General features: G+C 74.0%; 15 protein-coding genes. 8 read left to right on the forward strand and 7 right to left on the reverse strand.

Annotated features, from left to right (window positions below; genetic code table 11):
• The first annotated feature begins 70 nt into the window (after positions 1–70).
• The 5 genes from ATL51_RS04400 to ATL51_RS04420 all read left to right on the forward strand — a co-directional run bounded on the left by ATL51_RS04400 (position 71) and on the right by ATL51_RS04420 (position 4,541).
• Complete coding sequence (locus tag ATL51_RS04400; protein WP_374210141.1) at positions 71–922, forward strand: GAF and ANTAR domain-containing protein; 852 nt, start codon at positions 71–73, stop codon at positions 920–922.
• A 129-nt stretch (positions 923–1,051) separates the two neighbouring features.
• Positions 1,052–2,179 (forward strand): M24 family metallopeptidase, encoded by a 1,128-nt coding sequence (locus ATL51_RS04405; protein WP_073574852.1) that lies wholly within the window; start codon positions 1,052–1,054, stop codon positions 2,177–2,179.
• Positions 2,180–2,294: 115 nt separating this feature from the next.
• Positions 2,295–2,489 (forward strand): PspC domain-containing protein, encoded by a 195-nt coding sequence (locus tag ATL51_RS04410; protein ID WP_073575328.1) that lies wholly within the window; start codon positions 2,295–2,297, stop codon positions 2,487–2,489.
• A gap of 267 nt (positions 2,490–2,756) precedes the next feature.
• The gene (locus ATL51_RS04415) at positions 2,757–3,563 is read left to right on the forward strand and encodes a PIG-L deacetylase family protein (RefSeq protein ID WP_157818220.1); all 807 of its coding nucleotides are present in this window, start codon (positions 2,757–2,759) and stop codon (positions 3,561–3,563) included.
• Between the two features lie 201 nt (positions 3,564–3,764).
• Entirely contained in the window at positions 3,765–4,541 is a 777-nt protein-coding gene (locus tag ATL51_RS04420) for a polyprenol monophosphomannose synthase (protein ID WP_073574854.1), read from the forward strand.
• A 24-nt stretch (positions 4,542–4,565) separates the two neighbouring features.
• Here ATL51_RS04420 and ATL51_RS04425 read toward each other — a convergent pair whose 3' ends face one another.
• The 5 genes from ATL51_RS04425 to ligD all read right to left on the reverse strand — a co-directional run bounded on the left by ATL51_RS04425 (position 4,566) and on the right by ligD (position 11,126).
• Positions 4,566–6,317, reverse strand: coding sequence for a DUF885 domain-containing protein (locus tag ATL51_RS04425; RefSeq protein ID WP_100877747.1), 1,752 nt, complete (start codon positions 6,315–6,317; stop codon positions 4,566–4,568).
• Between the two features lie 105 nt (positions 6,318–6,422).
• A complete protein-coding gene (locus tag ATL51_RS04430; protein WP_020627709.1) occupies positions 6,423–6,764 on the reverse strand; it encodes an RNA polymerase-binding protein RbpA in 342 nt (113 codons plus the stop codon).
• 241 nt (positions 6,765–7,005) lie between these two features.
• Positions 7,006–8,331 carry an MFS transporter gene (locus tag ATL51_RS04435; RefSeq protein WP_167409960.1) on the reverse strand — a complete coding sequence of 442 codons (1,326 nt, stop codon included), beginning with the start codon at positions 8,329–8,331 and terminating at the stop codon, positions 7,006–7,008.
• A gap of 63 nt (positions 8,332–8,394) precedes the next feature.
• Positions 8,395–9,162 (reverse strand): glycerophosphodiester phosphodiesterase family protein, encoded by a 768-nt coding sequence (locus ATL51_RS04440; RefSeq protein WP_100877748.1) that lies wholly within the window; start codon positions 9,160–9,162, stop codon positions 8,395–8,397.
• Positions 9,163–9,167: 5 nt separating this feature from the next.
• Entirely contained in the window at positions 9,168–11,126 is a 1,959-nt protein-coding gene (gene ligD, locus ATL51_RS29660; protein WP_208622916.1) for a non-homologous end-joining DNA ligase, read from the reverse strand.
• A gap of 113 nt (positions 11,127–11,239) precedes the next feature.
• Here ligD and ATL51_RS04450 point away from each other — a divergent pair, with 113 nt between their 5' ends.
• Positions 11,240–11,467, forward strand: a complete 228-nt coding sequence (locus tag ATL51_RS04450; protein WP_073574858.1) for a DUF3072 domain-containing protein — start codon at positions 11,240–11,242, stop codon at positions 11,465–11,467.
• Between the two features lie 78 nt (positions 11,468–11,545).
• On the opposite strand, the gene ATL51_RS04455 is transcribed toward ATL51_RS04450, so the two are convergent.
• Positions 11,546–12,295 (reverse strand): SDR family NAD(P)-dependent oxidoreductase, encoded by a 750-nt coding sequence (locus ATL51_RS04455; protein WP_100877749.1) that lies wholly within the window; start codon positions 12,293–12,295, stop codon positions 11,546–11,548.
• A gap of 123 nt (positions 12,296–12,418) precedes the next feature.
• On the opposite strand from ATL51_RS04455, the gene ATL51_RS04460 reads away from it, so the two are divergent.
• Both ATL51_RS04460 and serA read left to right on the forward strand, forming a co-directional pair.
• Positions 12,419–13,330: a LysR family transcriptional regulator gene (locus ATL51_RS04460; RefSeq protein ID WP_100877750.1), complete on the forward strand. Its 912-nt coding sequence runs from the start codon at positions 12,419–12,421 to the stop codon at positions 13,328–13,330.
• A gap of 141 nt (positions 13,331–13,471) precedes the next feature.
• On the forward strand, positions 13,472–14,671 hold the full coding sequence (gene serA, locus ATL51_RS04465; protein WP_073574861.1) for a phosphoglycerate dehydrogenase: 1,200 nt from the start codon (positions 13,472–13,474) through the stop codon (positions 14,669–14,671).
• A 4-nt stretch (positions 14,672–14,675) separates the two neighbouring features.
• Here serA and ATL51_RS04470 read toward each other — a convergent pair whose 3' ends face one another.
• Entirely contained in the window at positions 14,676–15,155 is a 480-nt protein-coding gene (locus ATL51_RS04470; RefSeq protein WP_100877751.1) for a hypothetical protein, read from the reverse strand.
• Between the last annotated feature and the right edge of the window lie 166 nt (positions 15,156–15,321).

Below are 15,321 nucleotides of genomic sequence, written 5' to 3' on the forward strand. Positions count from 1 at the left end.
CCGCGAGTCTGGCACCGCCGCCGTACCCGGGTGGGCGCCGCACCCGCGCGGACCGTGCAGAATGCCCGGTGTGGAGAACAGCGGAACCACCACGAACAGCGGACCTGCTGCGGTCACCGGGCGCGACGACTGGACCGCCGAGCGGGACCTGTTCGTCGTCACCGAGCAGCGCGGTGGCCCCGCCGAGGACGCCCTGGCCGACACCGGCCCGCTCGCCCGCGAGTTCGCCGCCCTCACCGGCGCCCTGCTCGCCTCCGGCTCGGTCGCCGACGTCCTCGCCCGGGTCGTCGCCGCGGTCCGCCGGGTCGTGCCCGGCGCGGACATGGTCAGCGTCACCCTCCGCGACGACGACGGCCGCTTCCACACCCCCGTCGAGACCGACCCCGCCGCCTCGTCGATCGACGAGGCCCAGTACACCAGCGGCCGCGGCCCCTGTGTCGAGGCCGCCCGCGCCGACGGCCCCGCGCTGGCCTCCTCCGACGACCTCGCCGCCGAGAGCCGCTGGAGCGACTTCGCCCACGCCGCCGTCGGGCACGGGTTCCACTCGGTGCTGGCGGTCTCGCTGATCCCCGACGCCGAGCCGCCGCGGCTGCCCGGCGCGCTCAACGTCTACGCCACCGACCGCCGGGCGTTCACCTCCGCCGACCGCGACCGCCTGATGCTGCTCGCCACGCACGCGTCGCTGGCCCTGGCCACCTGCGTCGCCGTGTCCGACGCCGGGCTCCAGGAGACCCAGCTGCGCCAGGCGATCGCCTCGCGCGACGTGATCGGCCAGGCCAAGGGCATCCTGATGGCGCGCCGCGGGCTCACCGCCGAGGAGGCCTTCGACGTGCTCCGCCGCACCTCCCAGGACCTCAACGTCAAGCTCGTCGAGCTCGCCGGGACCGTCACCGCGCACCCCACCGCACTCGACACCGACTGACCCGCGCTCCGGCTCCGCAGGCGTCCGGTCACGCAGCGCGTCCGGACGCCCACCGGCCCCCGCCCGGCCCACGCCGCGGTGCTCCGGGTGGCGGTCGTGTACCCCCCGTGCCCGCCTACGCTCACGGTCATGACCGATGCCGTCCCCACCGAGCTGCTCGCCGACCGGCTGCGCCGTGCCGGTGAGCACGCCGCCGAGCAGGGCACCGACGTGCTGTTCCTGACCCCGGGAACCGACCTGCGCTACCTGACCGGGTTCGACGGGTCCTCGCACGAGCGCCTGACCTGCCTGATCGTCCCGGCCGCCGGGCACCGGGCGCCGCCCGCGCTCGTCGTCCCGTCGCTGGAGGCGCCCGGGTTCGCCGGTGTGCCGCTGGAGGCGCTCGGCATCGACCTGGTCACCTGGACCGACGGCGAGGACCCGTACCTGCTGGTCAGCGACCTCGCCGGCGGCCCCACCCGGATGTCGGTCGACGACGACATGCCCGCCCGCCACGTCCTCGGCCTGCGCCACGCCTTCCCCGACGTCCCGCAGTACCTCGGCGGCACCGTGCTGCGCGAGCTCCGCATGCGCAAGGACCCGGCCGAGATCGACCGCCTGCGCGAGGCCGGCGCCGCCATCGACCGGGTGCACCGGCGGATGGGCGAGTTCCTGCGCCCCGGCCGCACCGAGGCCGAGGTCGGCGCCGACATCACCGCCGCGATCATCGCCGAGGGCCACGCCGAGGCCGCGTTCGTCATCGTCGGCTCCGGCCCCAACGGCGCCAGCCCGCACCACGACGTCTCCGACCGCGTGATCGAGGCCGGCGACGTCGTCGTCATCGACATCGGCGGACCGCTGCCCGGCGGCTACAACTCCGACTGCACCCGCACCTACGCCGTCGGCGGCGAGCCCGGACCGGACGTCAAGGAGACCTACGCGGTGCTGCAGGAGGCCCAGGAGCGCGCCGTCGCCGCCGTCCGGCCCGGTGCCACCGCCGCCGACATCGACGCCGCCGCCCGCGAGCACATCGCCGCCGCCGGGCACGGTGAGCACTTCATCCACCGCACCGGGCACGGCATCGGCCTCGACGTGCACGAGGAGCCCTACATCGTCGGCGGCAACGACCTCGTCCTCACCGAGGGCATGACCTTCTCGATCGAGCCCGGCATCTACCAGGCCGGCAGGTGGGGCGCCCGGATCGAGGACATCGTCGTCGTGACCGCCGACGGCGTGGAGCGGCTCAACACCACCGCCCGCGACCTCGTCGTCCTGTAACGACCCCCGGGGCGCGTTCGGGGTCACCCTCCGGGTGTTCCCCGAGCGCGCCGGGCCCCGGTGGTGCCAGGGTGGGGGAGGTCCCACCCGCACCACGAAGGAGCACCCCGTGAACATGCCCGTGACCCAGCGTCTCGTCCGTCCCCGCAACGGGAAGGTGATCGCCGGGGTCTGCGCCGGGCTGGCCGACCGTTTCGGGATGGGTCGCAACACCGTGCGGTTCCTGTTCGTGCTGTCCTGCCTGCTGCCCGGCCCGCAGTTCGTCATCTACCTGGCGCTCTGGCTGATCATGCCGAAGAGCACCGTCTGACCGGTGTGAGCGCCGTCGCGGGGCCCCGGTGTGGACCCGTGACGGCGCCCCTGCCATCATCTCCCGCGTGATCGAGCCGACGACCGCCGCCGCCGCGCGCCCCGTGCGCGCCGCCGCGTGTCGCTGTCGTCGGGGTCCGTCCCCGCGCGGCTGACACCGCCGTCCCGGCTCACCGTCCGTGGACCGCTCGCGCCGCCCGGGTACCGACCCGCTCCGGACCCGTGTCCGTACCGGCCGCCCCGGCCCCGCACGCGAAGCGATCACCAGGTGCACACCCTCTCCGGCCAGACCGTCCTGGCCCTGCACGCCCACCCCGACGACGAGTCGATCTTCACCGGACTGACCCTGCGCCGCCTCGCCGACGCGGGCGCCCGCGTCGTGCTCGTCATGGCCACCGGCGGCGACCTCGGCGAGTCCCGCCTCCCCCTGGAACCCGGCGAGACCGTCCCCGACCGCCGCCGCCGCGAGCTCACCGACGCCGCCGCCCTGCTCGGCGTGCACCGGCTCGTGCTGCTGGGGCACCGCGACTCCGGCCTGCCCGGCGGCCCCGGCCTGCGCCATCCGCGCGCCCTCGCCGGCGCCGACCCCGTCGCGCTCGGCCGCGCCGTCGCCGAGATCGTCGACGCCGAGGGCGCGGGCACCGTCCTGCACGACGACGACGCCGGCATCTACGGCCATCCCGACCACCGCGCCGCGCACGCCGCGGGTGCCATCGCCTGCTCGCTCACCGGCGCCCACGGCTACCGGATGACCGTCGACCGGGAGCACCTCGCGCTGGCCGCGCGCGACCGGCACCTCGTCCACGGCGCCGCGCACGCCGCGGGCGTCGGCTACGGCCGGGTCACCGCCGAGATCGCCGTGGCCGTCGGGGGCGGCCCGGCCGAGCTCGCCGTGAAGCGGTCCGCGATGCTCGCCCACGCCAGCCAGATCGCCCCGGACGCGGTCGACGAGGCGGGCTTCGCCGCCGCCTACGGCTACGAGTGGTTCCTCCCCGGCGAGAACACCGGCGGCCGGGCCCGCGGCGGTGTCCTGGAGGCGCTGGGCAACGCCCATCTGCTCGCCGGGACCCGCTGACCGCCGCCCCCGTCCCGCGCCGGGTCCCGCCCCGGGGCCGGTCCCGCGTCCGATGCCGCCGCGTCGGGCGGTCGCGGCGCTCCACTACGCTGTCCGCACGACCGCGCTCCGCCGCAGCACGACGAGCGGTGACCGAGCAGGTGCGGTCGGTACGGGTAGGGTCGCCCGGTCGACACCGATCGGGCGGGGGAGAGGACGAGCATGGTCGAACCGCCGGGCCCGGTCCTGGTCGTGGTTCCCACCTACGACGAGCGGGAGAACCTCGGTCCCGCCGTCGCGCGGCTGCACGCCGCGCTGCCCGACGCCGACGTCCTCGTCGTCGACGACGCCAGCCCCGACGGCACCGGAGAGCTCGCCGACGCCCTCGCCGCCGCCGACGAGCGGGTCCGCGTCCTGCACCGCTCCGGCAAGGACGGCCTCGGCGCCGCCTACCTCGACGGCTTCCGGCACGCGCTGACCGGCGAGCACCAGGTCGTCGTCGAGATGGACGCCGACGGCTCGCACGCCCCCGAGGACCTCCCCGCGCTGCTCGCCGCCCTGACCGACGCCGACGTCGTCCTCGGCTCCCGCTACGTGCCCGGCGGGCGCGTCGTGAACTGGCCCTGGCACCGCGAGCTCCTCTCCCGCGGCGGCAATCTCTACTCCCGCCTCGCACTCGGCGTGCCGCTGCGCGACATCACCGGCGGCTACCGCGTCTACCGGCGCACGGTGCTCGAGCAGCTGCACCTGGACTCGGTCGCCTCCCAGGGCTACTGCTTCCAGGTGGACATGGCCTGGCGGGCCCTGCAGGCCGGGTTCCGGGTCAGCGAGGTCCCGATCACCTTCACCGAGCGCGAGCGCGGCGCCTCCAAGATGAGCGGCGGCATCGTCGCCGAGGCGCTGTGGCGGGTCACCTGCTGGGGCCTGTCGCACCGGCTCGGCCGCGACACCCCCCAGCGCCCCGCGGGGCCGGTCACCGAGGGCGCCGCACACGGCTGAGCCGCGCGGCGCCCCCGGGTGCGCTCAGGCGCGCGCCGGCAGGGCCGCCAGCTCCGGCACCAGGTCGTCGAGACCCAGCGTGCCCTGCGCGAGCGCGGCGGCGTGCCACGCGGCGAGGTCGAACTCCTCCCCGCGGGCGGCGTGCGCGGCCCGGGCCCGCTCCCGCCCGGTCAGCCAGGCCCGCTCGCCCAGCTTGTAGCCGATCGCCTGGGCCGGTCCGCCGAGGTAGCGCAGCAGCTCCGAGTCGGCCATCGCGTCCCCGCCGCCGACGTGCCGGCCGAAGAACTCCCGCCCCAGCTCCGGGGTCCACCGCTGACCGGCACCGACCGGGGAGTCGTCGGGGACCGGCAGCGACAGGTGCATCCCCAGATCGATCACCACACGCACCGCGCGCAGCATCTGGGCGTTGAGGTAGCCCAGCCGCGACCCCGGGTCGGAGTGGTGGCCCAGCTCGTCCATCAGCCGCTCCGCGTAGAGCGCCCAGCCCTCCACGTCCGCGCTCACCGCGCCCACCAGCGACGTCTGGAACGTCGACAGCTCCCGGCTGCGCACCGCCCACGACGCCAGCTGCAGGTGGTGGCCCGGGACGCCCTCGTGGTACCAGGTGCTGATCAGGTCCCACAGCGGGTAGCGGTCGTCCTCGCTCGCGGGCAGCCAGGTCCGGCCCGGCCGCGAGAAGTCCAGCGCCGGTGGTGTGTAGTACGGCGCCGCCGCGCTGCCCGCCGGCGCCAGCCGGGACTCGACCTCCCGAAGCCGGCCGGACAGGTCGAAGTGGACACCGTCGAGCTCGGCGATCGTGTCGTCCATGATCTTCTGCAGGTGCGCCCGGGCGGCCTCCCCGCCCACGACGACCCCGGTCGAGCCCCCGTCGGTCTCCAGGAACTCCATCGCCTCGCGCACGCTGCCGCCGGGCACGATCCGCGCGGCCTCGACGGCCATCTCCTCGCGGATCCGGCGGAACTCCGACCAGCCCCACTCGTAGACCTCGACGGTGTCGATGTCGGCGCCGTTCCAGAACCGGTTCGCGATCCGGTACCGGTCGGGGCCCACGCCGTCCGGGGTCCCCTCCGCGGCCGGCAGGTACTCCGCGGCCAGCCAGTCCCGCAGCTCGCCCAGCGCCGCCGTCGCCTCCCGCGCACCGCGGTCCAGGTCGGCGCGCACGGCGTCACCGACGGAGGCGTCCGCGGCGAACCCGGCGAACCAGCCACGGCCGCCCGCGTCGCCGTTCCAGGCGTCGATCTGCTCGGTCACCCGCACCACCTGGCGCGGCGCGGCGAACAGCCCGCGACGGCGGCCCTCGGCCAGCGACGCCCGGTACCCGGCGAGTGCCTCGGGGACCCGCGCCATCCGCGCGGCGACGGTGGCCCAGTCCTCGTCGCCGTCGACGGGCATGAGGGTGAACGCGGTCCGCAGGGTCGCCAGCGGTCCGAACAGCTCCTGCACCGCACGCAACGGCTCCCCGGAGGTCAGGTGGTCGAGCTGGGCGCCGAGACGCTCACGCAGCAGCCGCGCGCAGCGACGCTCGTCGGGGTCGGCGGGCTGCCGGGCGCCCGTGGTGGTGTCCAGCCGCTCCAGGGTCTCCCGGCAGGCGGCGACAAGCGCGGCGGTGCCGTCGGGGGAGAGGTCGGGCAGCTCGTCCTGCCGCTCGGTCCAGCCGAGGTCGCCGGCGAGGACCGGGTCGAGCTCGGCGAGGCGCCGGACGTGGTCGTCGGCGAGGTCGCGGACCGCTCGAGCGGGGCGGGAGGGGCTGGCGGTGCCGGTCTGCTGATCGTTCATCACCGGTCATCATGCCCGCACGCGACGGAGCCCGGACCCCCTGAGGGATCCGGGCTCCGTGGTCACCGGGTGGTGGTCCGGTGTGTGCCTGCGGTGCGGCCGGGATCAGGCGATCTCGGCGCGCCGCTCGCGCAGCAGCTCCAGGCGCTCGTCGAGCAGCTCCTCGAGCTCGGCGATCGACCGGCGCTCGAGCAGCATGTCCCAGTGCGTACGCGGCGGCTTCTGCTTCTTCTGCTCCGGCTCGGTCCCGTCCACCCGACGACCGACGCCGCCCTGCGGGGACTCCCACGTCGCGGGAGCCTCGGCGTCGTTCGCGAACGGCACCTGGAACTCGTAGCCGGACTCGGACACATAACGGACCATCTGCCGCGGCGCCAGGTCGTGGTTGCGGTCCGTCTCGTAGCTGACAGCCCCGAGCCGGCTGCCACGCAGAACGCGGTCGGCCATGCGTCACCCTCCTGTAGCGCGATGTCGAGGGAGCACCTCGACGGTTACGTCTTCGCCACCGGGTGTAACGTACGTGGAGCTACGGTATTCCGGCGGCAGGGCAGAACAGACCCGCTCGAGTTACCTCGCGGTAACCCGCTCTGCGCCCGATGGGCCAGTGTTCCCTATCGCCGCCCGTTACACACTCCGATGTGACGTGTCAGCCATGTGTGACGGTGCCCACCCGGGTGTCGACGAGTGTTCACACAGCCGACCGGAGCGGTGCACGGCCGGGGGAGCGCACCGGCAGCAATGCGACCAGTCCCGCCGCCAGGACCAGCACGATCCCGATCGTCCCGGCCCGGTCCGAGCCGAACACGTAGGTGAACAGGCCGATGAGCGCCGGCGCCAGGAACGACACCGCGCGCCCGGTCGTCGCGTACAGACCGAACAGCTGGCCCTCCTGCTGCGCCGGGCACACCCGCAGCAGGTACGACCGCGACGACGCCTGCGCCGGCCCCACGAACAGCCCCAGCACCAGCCCGAAGATCCAGAACATGGTCGGCCCGGACACGAACAGCAGCACCACCCCGACCACGACCAGCCCGGCCAGCGAGCCGACCACGACCGCCTTCGGGCCGAACCGGTCGTCGAGCCTGCCCCCGAGCAGCGCCCCGGCGGCGGACACCACGTTGATCGCCACGCCGAAGATCAGCACCTGCCCCGGCTCCAGTCCGTACACCGTCACCGCCAGGACCCCGCCGAAGGCGAAGATCGCGTTGAGGCCGTCCCGGTACAGCGCGCTCGCCCCGAGGAAGTACACGGTGTGCGGGCTGGCCCGGTAGAGCGCGCGCAGGTCGGTCACCAGCCTGCGGTAGGAACCGGCCACACCCAGTTTCGGGGCGTCCGGCGCCACCGGAGGCGTCTCGGGCAGCAGCAGGAACATCGGCGCGGCGAACACCGCGAACCACACCGCCGCCACCAGCACCGCGATCCGCACGTCGAGCCCGTCGGCGGTCGGGACACCGAGCAGCCCGCCGTCGCCGGACAGCAGGAACACGTACACCCCGAGCAGCAGCACGATCCCGCCGATGTAGCCCAGCGCCCAGCCGAAGCCCGACACCCGCCCGACCGTCGCCGGCGTCGACACCTGCGCCATCAGGGCGTAGTACGACACCGCCGCCAGTTCGGCGAAGATCGACGCCAGGGCCAGCAGCAGCAGGCCCAGCCACAGGTAGGACCAGTCGTCGCGGACGAAGAACATCCCGGCCATGCAGAGCACGACCAGCGCCGTCCACACCCCCGTCGCCCGCAGCCGCCGCCCCGTGCGGTCCGCGCTCTGCCCGACCACCGGCGCCATCAGCGCGATCAGCACCCCGGCGGCCGCCGTCGACCACGCCAGCCAGCTGTTCGCACTCACCGAGCCCGGCAGGTCCGCCCCGACGGCGTCGGTCAGGTACACCGAGAACACGAAGGTCAGCGCGATGTGCTGGAACCCCGAGGAGCCCCAGTCCCAGAGCCCCCAGGCCCACAGCCGGGATCGGCGGGGCGGGGCCGGCTCTGCGGTCGGAGCGGTCGAGGCGGTCACGGCGCGAGCGTATCGACGCCCGCGGGACCCGGCCTCCGATCATCTACGCAGGCGCCCACCCGGTCAGCTCCCGACGACGTCGAGCAGCCGGTCCGGCCGGTCGGACAGCAGCCCGTCCACCCCGAGGGTCAGCAGCCGTCGCATCTGCTCGGCCTCGTCCACCGTCCACACGTGCACCTCGTGCCCGGCCCGGTGCGCCGCCTCGACGAACCGGCGGTCCGACGCCACCGGGATCGGCCCGAACATCGGAGGGACCTGCGCGAACACCCCCGCCGACGCCGGCAGCAGCCGGCTCGGGACGCCCCACGCACGGGCCCGCAGCGCCACCACCTCGGCCTGCCCCATCGACGTGCACAGCCTCGGCCCGGCCAGCGCCCGGGCGACGCCCAGCCGGCGGACGGAGAACGAGCCCAGGCACACCCGGTCCCAGGCGTCGGCGGCGTCGAGCACCGCCAACGTCGGAGCGACGACCTCGGCCGACTTCAGCTCGATCGTCACCCGCACCCCGGGGACCGCGTCGAGTACCTCGGCCAGCCGCGGCAGCGGCTCGGTGCGCTGTGCCCCGGTGACCCGCACGGTGTCGAGCTCCGCGGCGGGGCGCGCGTCGATCCGGCCGGTGCCGTCGGTGGTGCGGTCCAGCGTCGGGTCGTGGTGCACGAACGGCACCCCGTCGGCGCTGGCGTGCACGTCCATCTCGACGTAGCGCAGACCGTGGTCGGCGGCGGCGATGAACGCGGCGACGGTGTTCTCGCAACCGGACAGCTCCCCGATGTGCCAGCCACGGTGGGCGTAGGCGCGGGGGTGCGGACCGTCGAGGTACGGGTGGTGCACGGCGGTCAGCCTGGCACCCGTCCGATCACGCCACCACGGGGGAGCCGGAAACCCTCGGTGTCGATCAGGGGGTGCATGAGGTCCCCGTGCGTGTCCAGCCGGGCCGGCAGGTCGTCGAGGGTGAACACCAGGTCCGCGGGCTCGCGGCAGCCCTCGACCTCCGCCCACGTCACCGGGGTCGCGACGGTGGGGCGCTCACGGCCGCGCAGCGAGTACGAGGCGATGGTGGTCTTGGCGGTGTTGTTCTGGCTCCAGTCGACGAAGACCTTCCCGCGCCGACGGGCCCGGGTCATCACCGCGATCACCTCGCGACGGTGCTCCTCGGCCAGCCGCTCGGCCACCTCGCGGGCGAACTCACTGGTCCGCTCCGGATCGGTGACCCGCGCCGGCAGGTAGAGCTGCATCCCCTTGCCGCCCGACGTCGACGGGTACGCCACGAGTCCGTGCTCGTCGAGCAGGTCCCGCACCCACAGCGCCACGCGGCAGCACTCCACGATCGTCGTGCCCTCACCCGGGTCCAGGTCGAACACCACCCGGTCCGGCGGGTGGCGGCCGTCGCGCGGGCCGAGGCGCCACTGCGGCACGTGCAGCTCCAGCGCGGCCAGGTTCGCCGCCCAGGCCAGCCCCTCGGCGTCGGCGAGGACCGCGAAGTCCGCGGACTCCGACCGGCCGCCGGGCGTCCCGACGCGGGCGGTGCGCAGCCAGTCCGGCGCGTGCCGGGCCACGTTCTTCTCGAAGAACGACGACCCCTCCACCCCGTCCGGCCAGCGCTTGAGCGTCGCCGGCCGGGCGTCGAGGTGCGGCACCATCGCCTCGGCGACGGCCAGGTAGTGCCCCAGCACGTCGGCCTTGGTCGTGCCGGTGGCGGGGTAGAGCACCTTGTCCGGGTTGGACAGCGACGCCCGCCCGTACCCCTCGCGCCGTGCGGTCCCGCGCTGTGCCGCCCTCCGGCTCGCACCGTCCACCCGGACCTCCCGCCAGTCGTCGCCCGCGCCCTCGGGGTACCGGGAACCGGTCCGGACCGCGACCACCCCGGGCAGGCCCTGGTCGCGCACCGCGTCGAGCAGCCGGGCGTCCGCGTTCGGGTACGACGGCGCCGCCCGCCGGTGCGGCCCGTCCAGGGGCAGCTCCTCCAGCAGCGCGCGACGCTCCTCGGCGGGCAGCTCCCGGACGTCGCGGCCGCCGGTGTGCAGGACGTCGGCGACCCACAGCTCGCCGCGGCCGGTCAGCTCGGCGTCGAGCAGGTGCCCCCCGGCGCCCAGGGCGGGCCCCAGGCCCCGCAGCGCACCCGGCGGGTCGAACGGCTCCCCGGCCCGGCCGTCGCCGTCCACGGGGCGCAGGGAGAGCCGGCCGCCGTCGACCCGCACCAGCACCCGGCGGCCACCGAAGACCGGGCGGACCGTCCAGCCGTCCCCGGTGGGCAGCCGGTCGGCGGGGCGGGGGACGGCCAGGACGACGTCGTGGGGGAGCGGCTCACCCCCGGCGTCCATGTCGTCGGGCTGGTCCCGGGTGCGGCGCAGCAGCCAGTTGTCCTTCCGCCCGCCGGAGCTGCGGTGCAGCAGCACGAAGCGGCCGCGGACGCGCCCGCCGTGCAGGACGAACGCGATCTCGCGGTCGTTCCACTTCTCGGTGTCGTAGCGGCCGTGGTCCCAGATCGCCATCCCGCCGCCGCCGTACTCGCCGTGCGGGATCTCCCCGGAGAACTCCAGGTACTCCAGCGGATGGTCCTCGGTCCGCACGGCCATCCGGACGGTCTCGGAGTCCTCCGGTAGTCCCTTGGGGACCGCCCACGACGCCAGGACGCCGTCGCGTTCGAGCCGCAGGTCCCAGTGCAGCGCCGTCGCATGGTGCTCCTGGACGACGAACCGGTCGCCGACGGTGCCCGGCGGCCCGGCGTCGTGCTCGGGCACCGGCTCGGGCGTGCGCCGCGCGTCGCGCCGGCGGCGGTACTCGTCCAGGGGCACAGCGGCAGCGTAGTGACCGGCACCGACACCGACCGGGTCACCGTTATGACAGTTCCGATGGGGCGGGGACGGCTCGACGTGCGGGGAGTGCCGGTCGAAGATACGTTCGACCCATGACCAACGACCACAGCACCGACGCCGTCGACCCCGGGACGGCCGAGAAGGACCCCGCGGACTGGACGACCGGCGACGAGCCGATGACCGGCCCGCAGCGTTCCTACCTGGAGACGCTGCTGCAGCAGGCCGGGCAGGACGCCCCGGAGAACCTCGACGCGATGACCAAGGCCGAGGCCTCGAAGCGGATCGACGAGCTGCAGGACGCGACCGGCCGCGGGAACTGAGCCCGCGCACGCCACGGCGTCACGGTCGCGCGCCGGCGACCGTCGCCGTCGGCGCGCCCCTCGTCGCCACGGCAGCGGTCACACCTGGGCCATGCCGCCGTCCACGCAGAGTTCGGCACCGGTCATGAAGGTGCTGTCGTCCGAGGCGAGGAACAGGGCCGCACCGGCGAGCTCCTCGGGCCGGCCGAGGCGGCCCAGCGGGACGTGCGTCGCCATCCGGGCGCGCAGTGCGGTGGGGTCCTCGCCGAAGTACTCGGCCTGTCCGTCGATGATGGAGGTGTCGAAGGGGCCCGGGGTCAGTACGTTGACGCGCAGACCGCGACCGCCGAACTCGGCGGCCCACACGCGCGCGTAGGACCGCACCGCCGCTTTCGCGGCGCTGTAGGTCGTCGACCCGGGAAGACCCTTGGTGCTCTGGATCGACCCGACGAGGACGATCGACCCGCCGACCGGCATGAGAGGCAGCATCGTCTGGACGGTGAACATCGTCCCGCGCGCGTTGATGTCGAAGGTGCGGTCGAAGTGGTCCTCGGTGACCTCGCCGAGGTCGGCTCGCTCGATCATGCCCGCATTGGCGACGAGGGCGTCGAGGCGTCCGGCCTCCCGGCGGATGGTCTCGGCGAGATCCGCGAGGTCGGCGGCCGATGTGGAGTCCGCGGGAACCGCCGTGACCTTGCCGGCGATCGACGCGGCCGCGTCGTCGAGTACGTCCTTCCGGCGACCCGTGATGAACACGTGGGCACCCTCGGCCGCGAATCGCGCGGCGATGGCATGACCCAGCCCCGCCCCTCCGCCGGTGACGAGGGCGACCTTGTTGTCGAGACGCATTCCCGTTCCTTCTCCGTTCGACCGAGCAGTAGACACGGACCGAACGGTGACACCGCATTGCCATAGGCACAATTGGCCTGTCACTATGTTTGCCATAGAGAGTGTCTATCGAGGTGGTACGGCGTGAACCTGCGGCAGTACGAATACGCGTTGACCGTGGCCGAGGAGGGCAGCATCACCGCCGCCGCCGAACGGCTGGGCATGGCCCAGCCGTCGCTGTCCCAGCAGATCGGCACCCTGGAGAAGCAGGTCGGGGTGCGCCTGTTCACACGCACCCCGCAGGGTATGAGTCCGACCGTGGCGGGGCGGGCGTTCCTGGCCGAGGCGGAGGTCGCCACGACGGCCTCCCGGCGGGCCTTCATCGCCGCCCGGGCTGCCGGCGGTGATCTGTCGGGCGAGCTCGTGATCGCCGTCTATCTGGGGTTCGGGGCTCGTCAACTTCCTCGCGCGCTCGGCGAGCTGCGCCGCCGGCATCCGCGCCTGCAGGTCACCATCCACGAGGAACCCGACCCGGCGGAGATGGAGCGACTCGCCCGCCAGGGCACCCTCGACATGGTCCTGGTGCACGAGATCCCGCCGGGCTGCCTGTTCGACGTGCGGGAGCTGGGAGAGGAGTCCTACGTCGCCGTGCTGCCCCCGGACCATCCGTTGCTGCGACGCGCCGAGCCGATCGCCCTCGACGACCTCGTGGGTGAGGGATGGGTGCGTTTCCGCCGTGCCAGCAAGCTCGACGAGTACCTGACCGGTCTGTTCGCCGACCACGGGCCGGCCCCGCGAACTGTCGGCCGGGCCTCACAGATCTCGACCGCGGTCAGACTCGTCGCAGAAGGTCTGGGGGTCACGGTGGTGCCGTTCTCCGCGGTACCCGACGGCTGGGAGCACCTGACGCGGCCGCTCCGGCCGGCCCTGTCGGAGCCGGTGCTCGCCGGCGTGCGACGCGCCCCGGGCGGAGCGGAGACGGCGTTGCTCGACCAGCTGATGCAGCAGGACTGGGGACGGACGGTTCACACGGCGCAGGACGCACTGATCCGTTGAGCCGATAATGCACGTTATGACAGTTCGAGCGTTGCGGGCCTGCCCACCGAGACGACCGTCCTATCCCCCGTACGGCGTCATGCCGCAAGGATCACCCGGCCCCGGTGCCTCCGAGACCTCCCGGCGTCCTAGGTTGGACGCGTGAAGGTCCTGTTGCTGGAAAACATCCACCCCGGCGCCGCCGAGGCGTTCCGACGCGACGGCTTCGAGGTCGAGACCCGACCCGGGTCGCTCGGCGGCGACGAACTGCACGACGCGCTCGCCGGTGTGCAGCTGCTCGGCATCCGCTCCAACACCACGATCACCGCCGAGGTGCTCGACGCTGCCAAGGACCTGCTGGCCGTCGGCTGCTTCTGCATCGGCACCAACCAGGTCGACCTCACCGCGGCGGCCGAGCGCGGCATCGCCGTGTTCAACGCGCCGTACTCGAACACGCGCAGCGTCGTCGAGCTGGTCATCGGTGAGATCGTGGTCCTGGCGCGGCGGCTGACCGAGAAGACCCAGCGGATGCACGAGGGCGTCTGGGACAAGTCCGCCAAGGGCGCGCACGAGTTCCGCGGCCGCACCCTGGGCATCGTCGGCTACGGCAACATCGGCACCCAGCTCTCCAACATGGCCGAGGCCATCGGGCTGCAGGTCGTGTTCTACGACACCGCCGACCGGCTCGCCCACGGCAACGCACGGCGGATGCCGAGCCTGGACGCGCTGTTGGCCGAGTCCGACGTCGTCTCCATCCACGTCGACGGCCGCCCCGGCAACGCCGGCCTCTTCGGTGCCGAGCAGTTCGCCCGGATGAAGCCCCGCTCGATGTTCATCAACGCCTCGCGCGGCATGGTCACCGACGAGCACGCCCTGCGGGAGAACATCCTGTCCGGGCACCTCGCGGGCGCCGCCGTCGACGTGTTCCCGGTCGAGCCCAAGGCCCAGGGCGACGAGTTCGACTCACCGCTGCGCGGCCTGGACAACGTCATCCTGACCCCGCACATCGGCGGGTCGACCCAGGAGGCGCAGGAGGGCATCGGCACTTTCGTCTCGCGCAAGCTGCTCGACTTCGTGCAGCTCGGCGCCACTCCCCTGTCGGTGAACCTGCCGAACGTGGGCGCCCTGAACCCGCCCGGGGTGTTCCGGACCGCCTACCTGCACACCAGCACCCCCGGTGTGCTCGCCGACATCAACCGGCTGCTGGCCGACGCCGGCGTCAACGTCGTCGGGCAGTCGCTGTCCACCGGCGGCGACCTCGGCTACGTGCTGACCGACACCGACCAGGTCCTGCCCGAGGACGTGCTCTCGGCGCTCCGCCGGGCCGCCCAGACCGTCTGGCTGCGGTCCTACCGGCTCTGAGCGCTCAGGCGCAGGCGTTCGCGCCGTACTCCTCGACGTCGGAGGGGTGCATCGGGCCGTGCACCCCGTGGAAGACGACGAACTCGACGCCGGTCGGGCGGTGGAACAGCCCGCCCGTCCGGCGCCGGTACACCAGCGGCGCGCAGCGGTACCCGAACAGCGCGCGCGCCCACCCCTCGGCCTCGCCGCGCGCCAACGGCTCCGACCCGGTGACGGCGAGCTCCCAGATCCCCACGCCGGTCGCCGGGGAGCTCCGGTCCGGTGCGGTCGAGGCCACCAGTGTCAGTTCGCCGGTCCCCCGCATCGCCGGGACGACGGTCCGCGCGCGGTGCCAGTCGGCCACCGGGTGCGGGTACGGGTAGGTCAGCAGAGCCTCGCGCAGCGCCGTCACGGGTCCCCCGTGCTGCTCGTGGATCAGCTGCGCCAGGTCCACCGACCGCTTGCGGCGCAGGTCGGCGTTGACCAGACCGGCTTCGACCGTCATCCCCGTGGCCTCATTTCCGTCCCCGCGTCCCGGGACGGACCTCCGGCGCTGAGGCGGCGCGGTGGGGCCCGACGCCCGGGTGGGAGGACCCTCGAACGGTCCGGCGTCGGCACCGTGTTCTACGGCTCGTAGAGCATTCTAGATCACGTCCGGCATCCGGGCGAGA

It is taken from the genome of Pseudonocardia alni, from assembly GCF_002813375.1.
GTDB classification, from domain to species: Bacteria; Actinomycetota; Actinomycetes; order Mycobacteriales; family Pseudonocardiaceae; genus Pseudonocardia; species Pseudonocardia alni.

Coding starts and splice junctions, on each gene's coding strand:
- ATL51_RS04405 (WP_073574852.1), top strand. CDS start 1,052: ATGACCGATGCCGTCCCCACCGAGCTGCTCGCCGACCGGCTGCGCCGT.
- ATL51_RS04410 (WP_073575328.1), top strand. CDS start 2,295: ATGCCCGTGACCCAGCGTCTCGTCCGTCCCCGCAACGGGAAGGTGATC.
- ATL51_RS04420 (WP_073574854.1), top strand. CDS start 3,765: ATGGTCGAACCGCCGGGCCCGGTCCTGGTCGTGGTTCCCACCTACGAC.
- ATL51_RS04425 (WP_100877747.1), bottom strand. CDS start 6,317: ATGAACGATCAGCAGACCGGCACCGCCAGCCCCTCCCGCCCCGCTCGA.
- ATL51_RS04430 (WP_020627709.1), bottom strand. CDS start 6,764: ATGGCCGACCGCGTTCTGCGTGGCAGCCGGCTCGGGGCTGTCAGCTAC.
- ATL51_RS04450 (WP_073574858.1), top strand. CDS start 11,240: ATGACCAACGACCACAGCACCGACGCCGTCGACCCCGGGACGGCCGAG.
- ATL51_RS04455 (WP_100877749.1), bottom strand. CDS start 12,295: ATGCGTCTCGACAACAAGGTCGCCCTCGTCACCGGCGGAGGGGCGGGG.
- ATL51_RS04470 (WP_100877751.1), bottom strand. CDS start 15,155: ATGACGGTCGAAGCCGGTCTGGTCAACGCCGACCTGCGCCGCAAGCGG.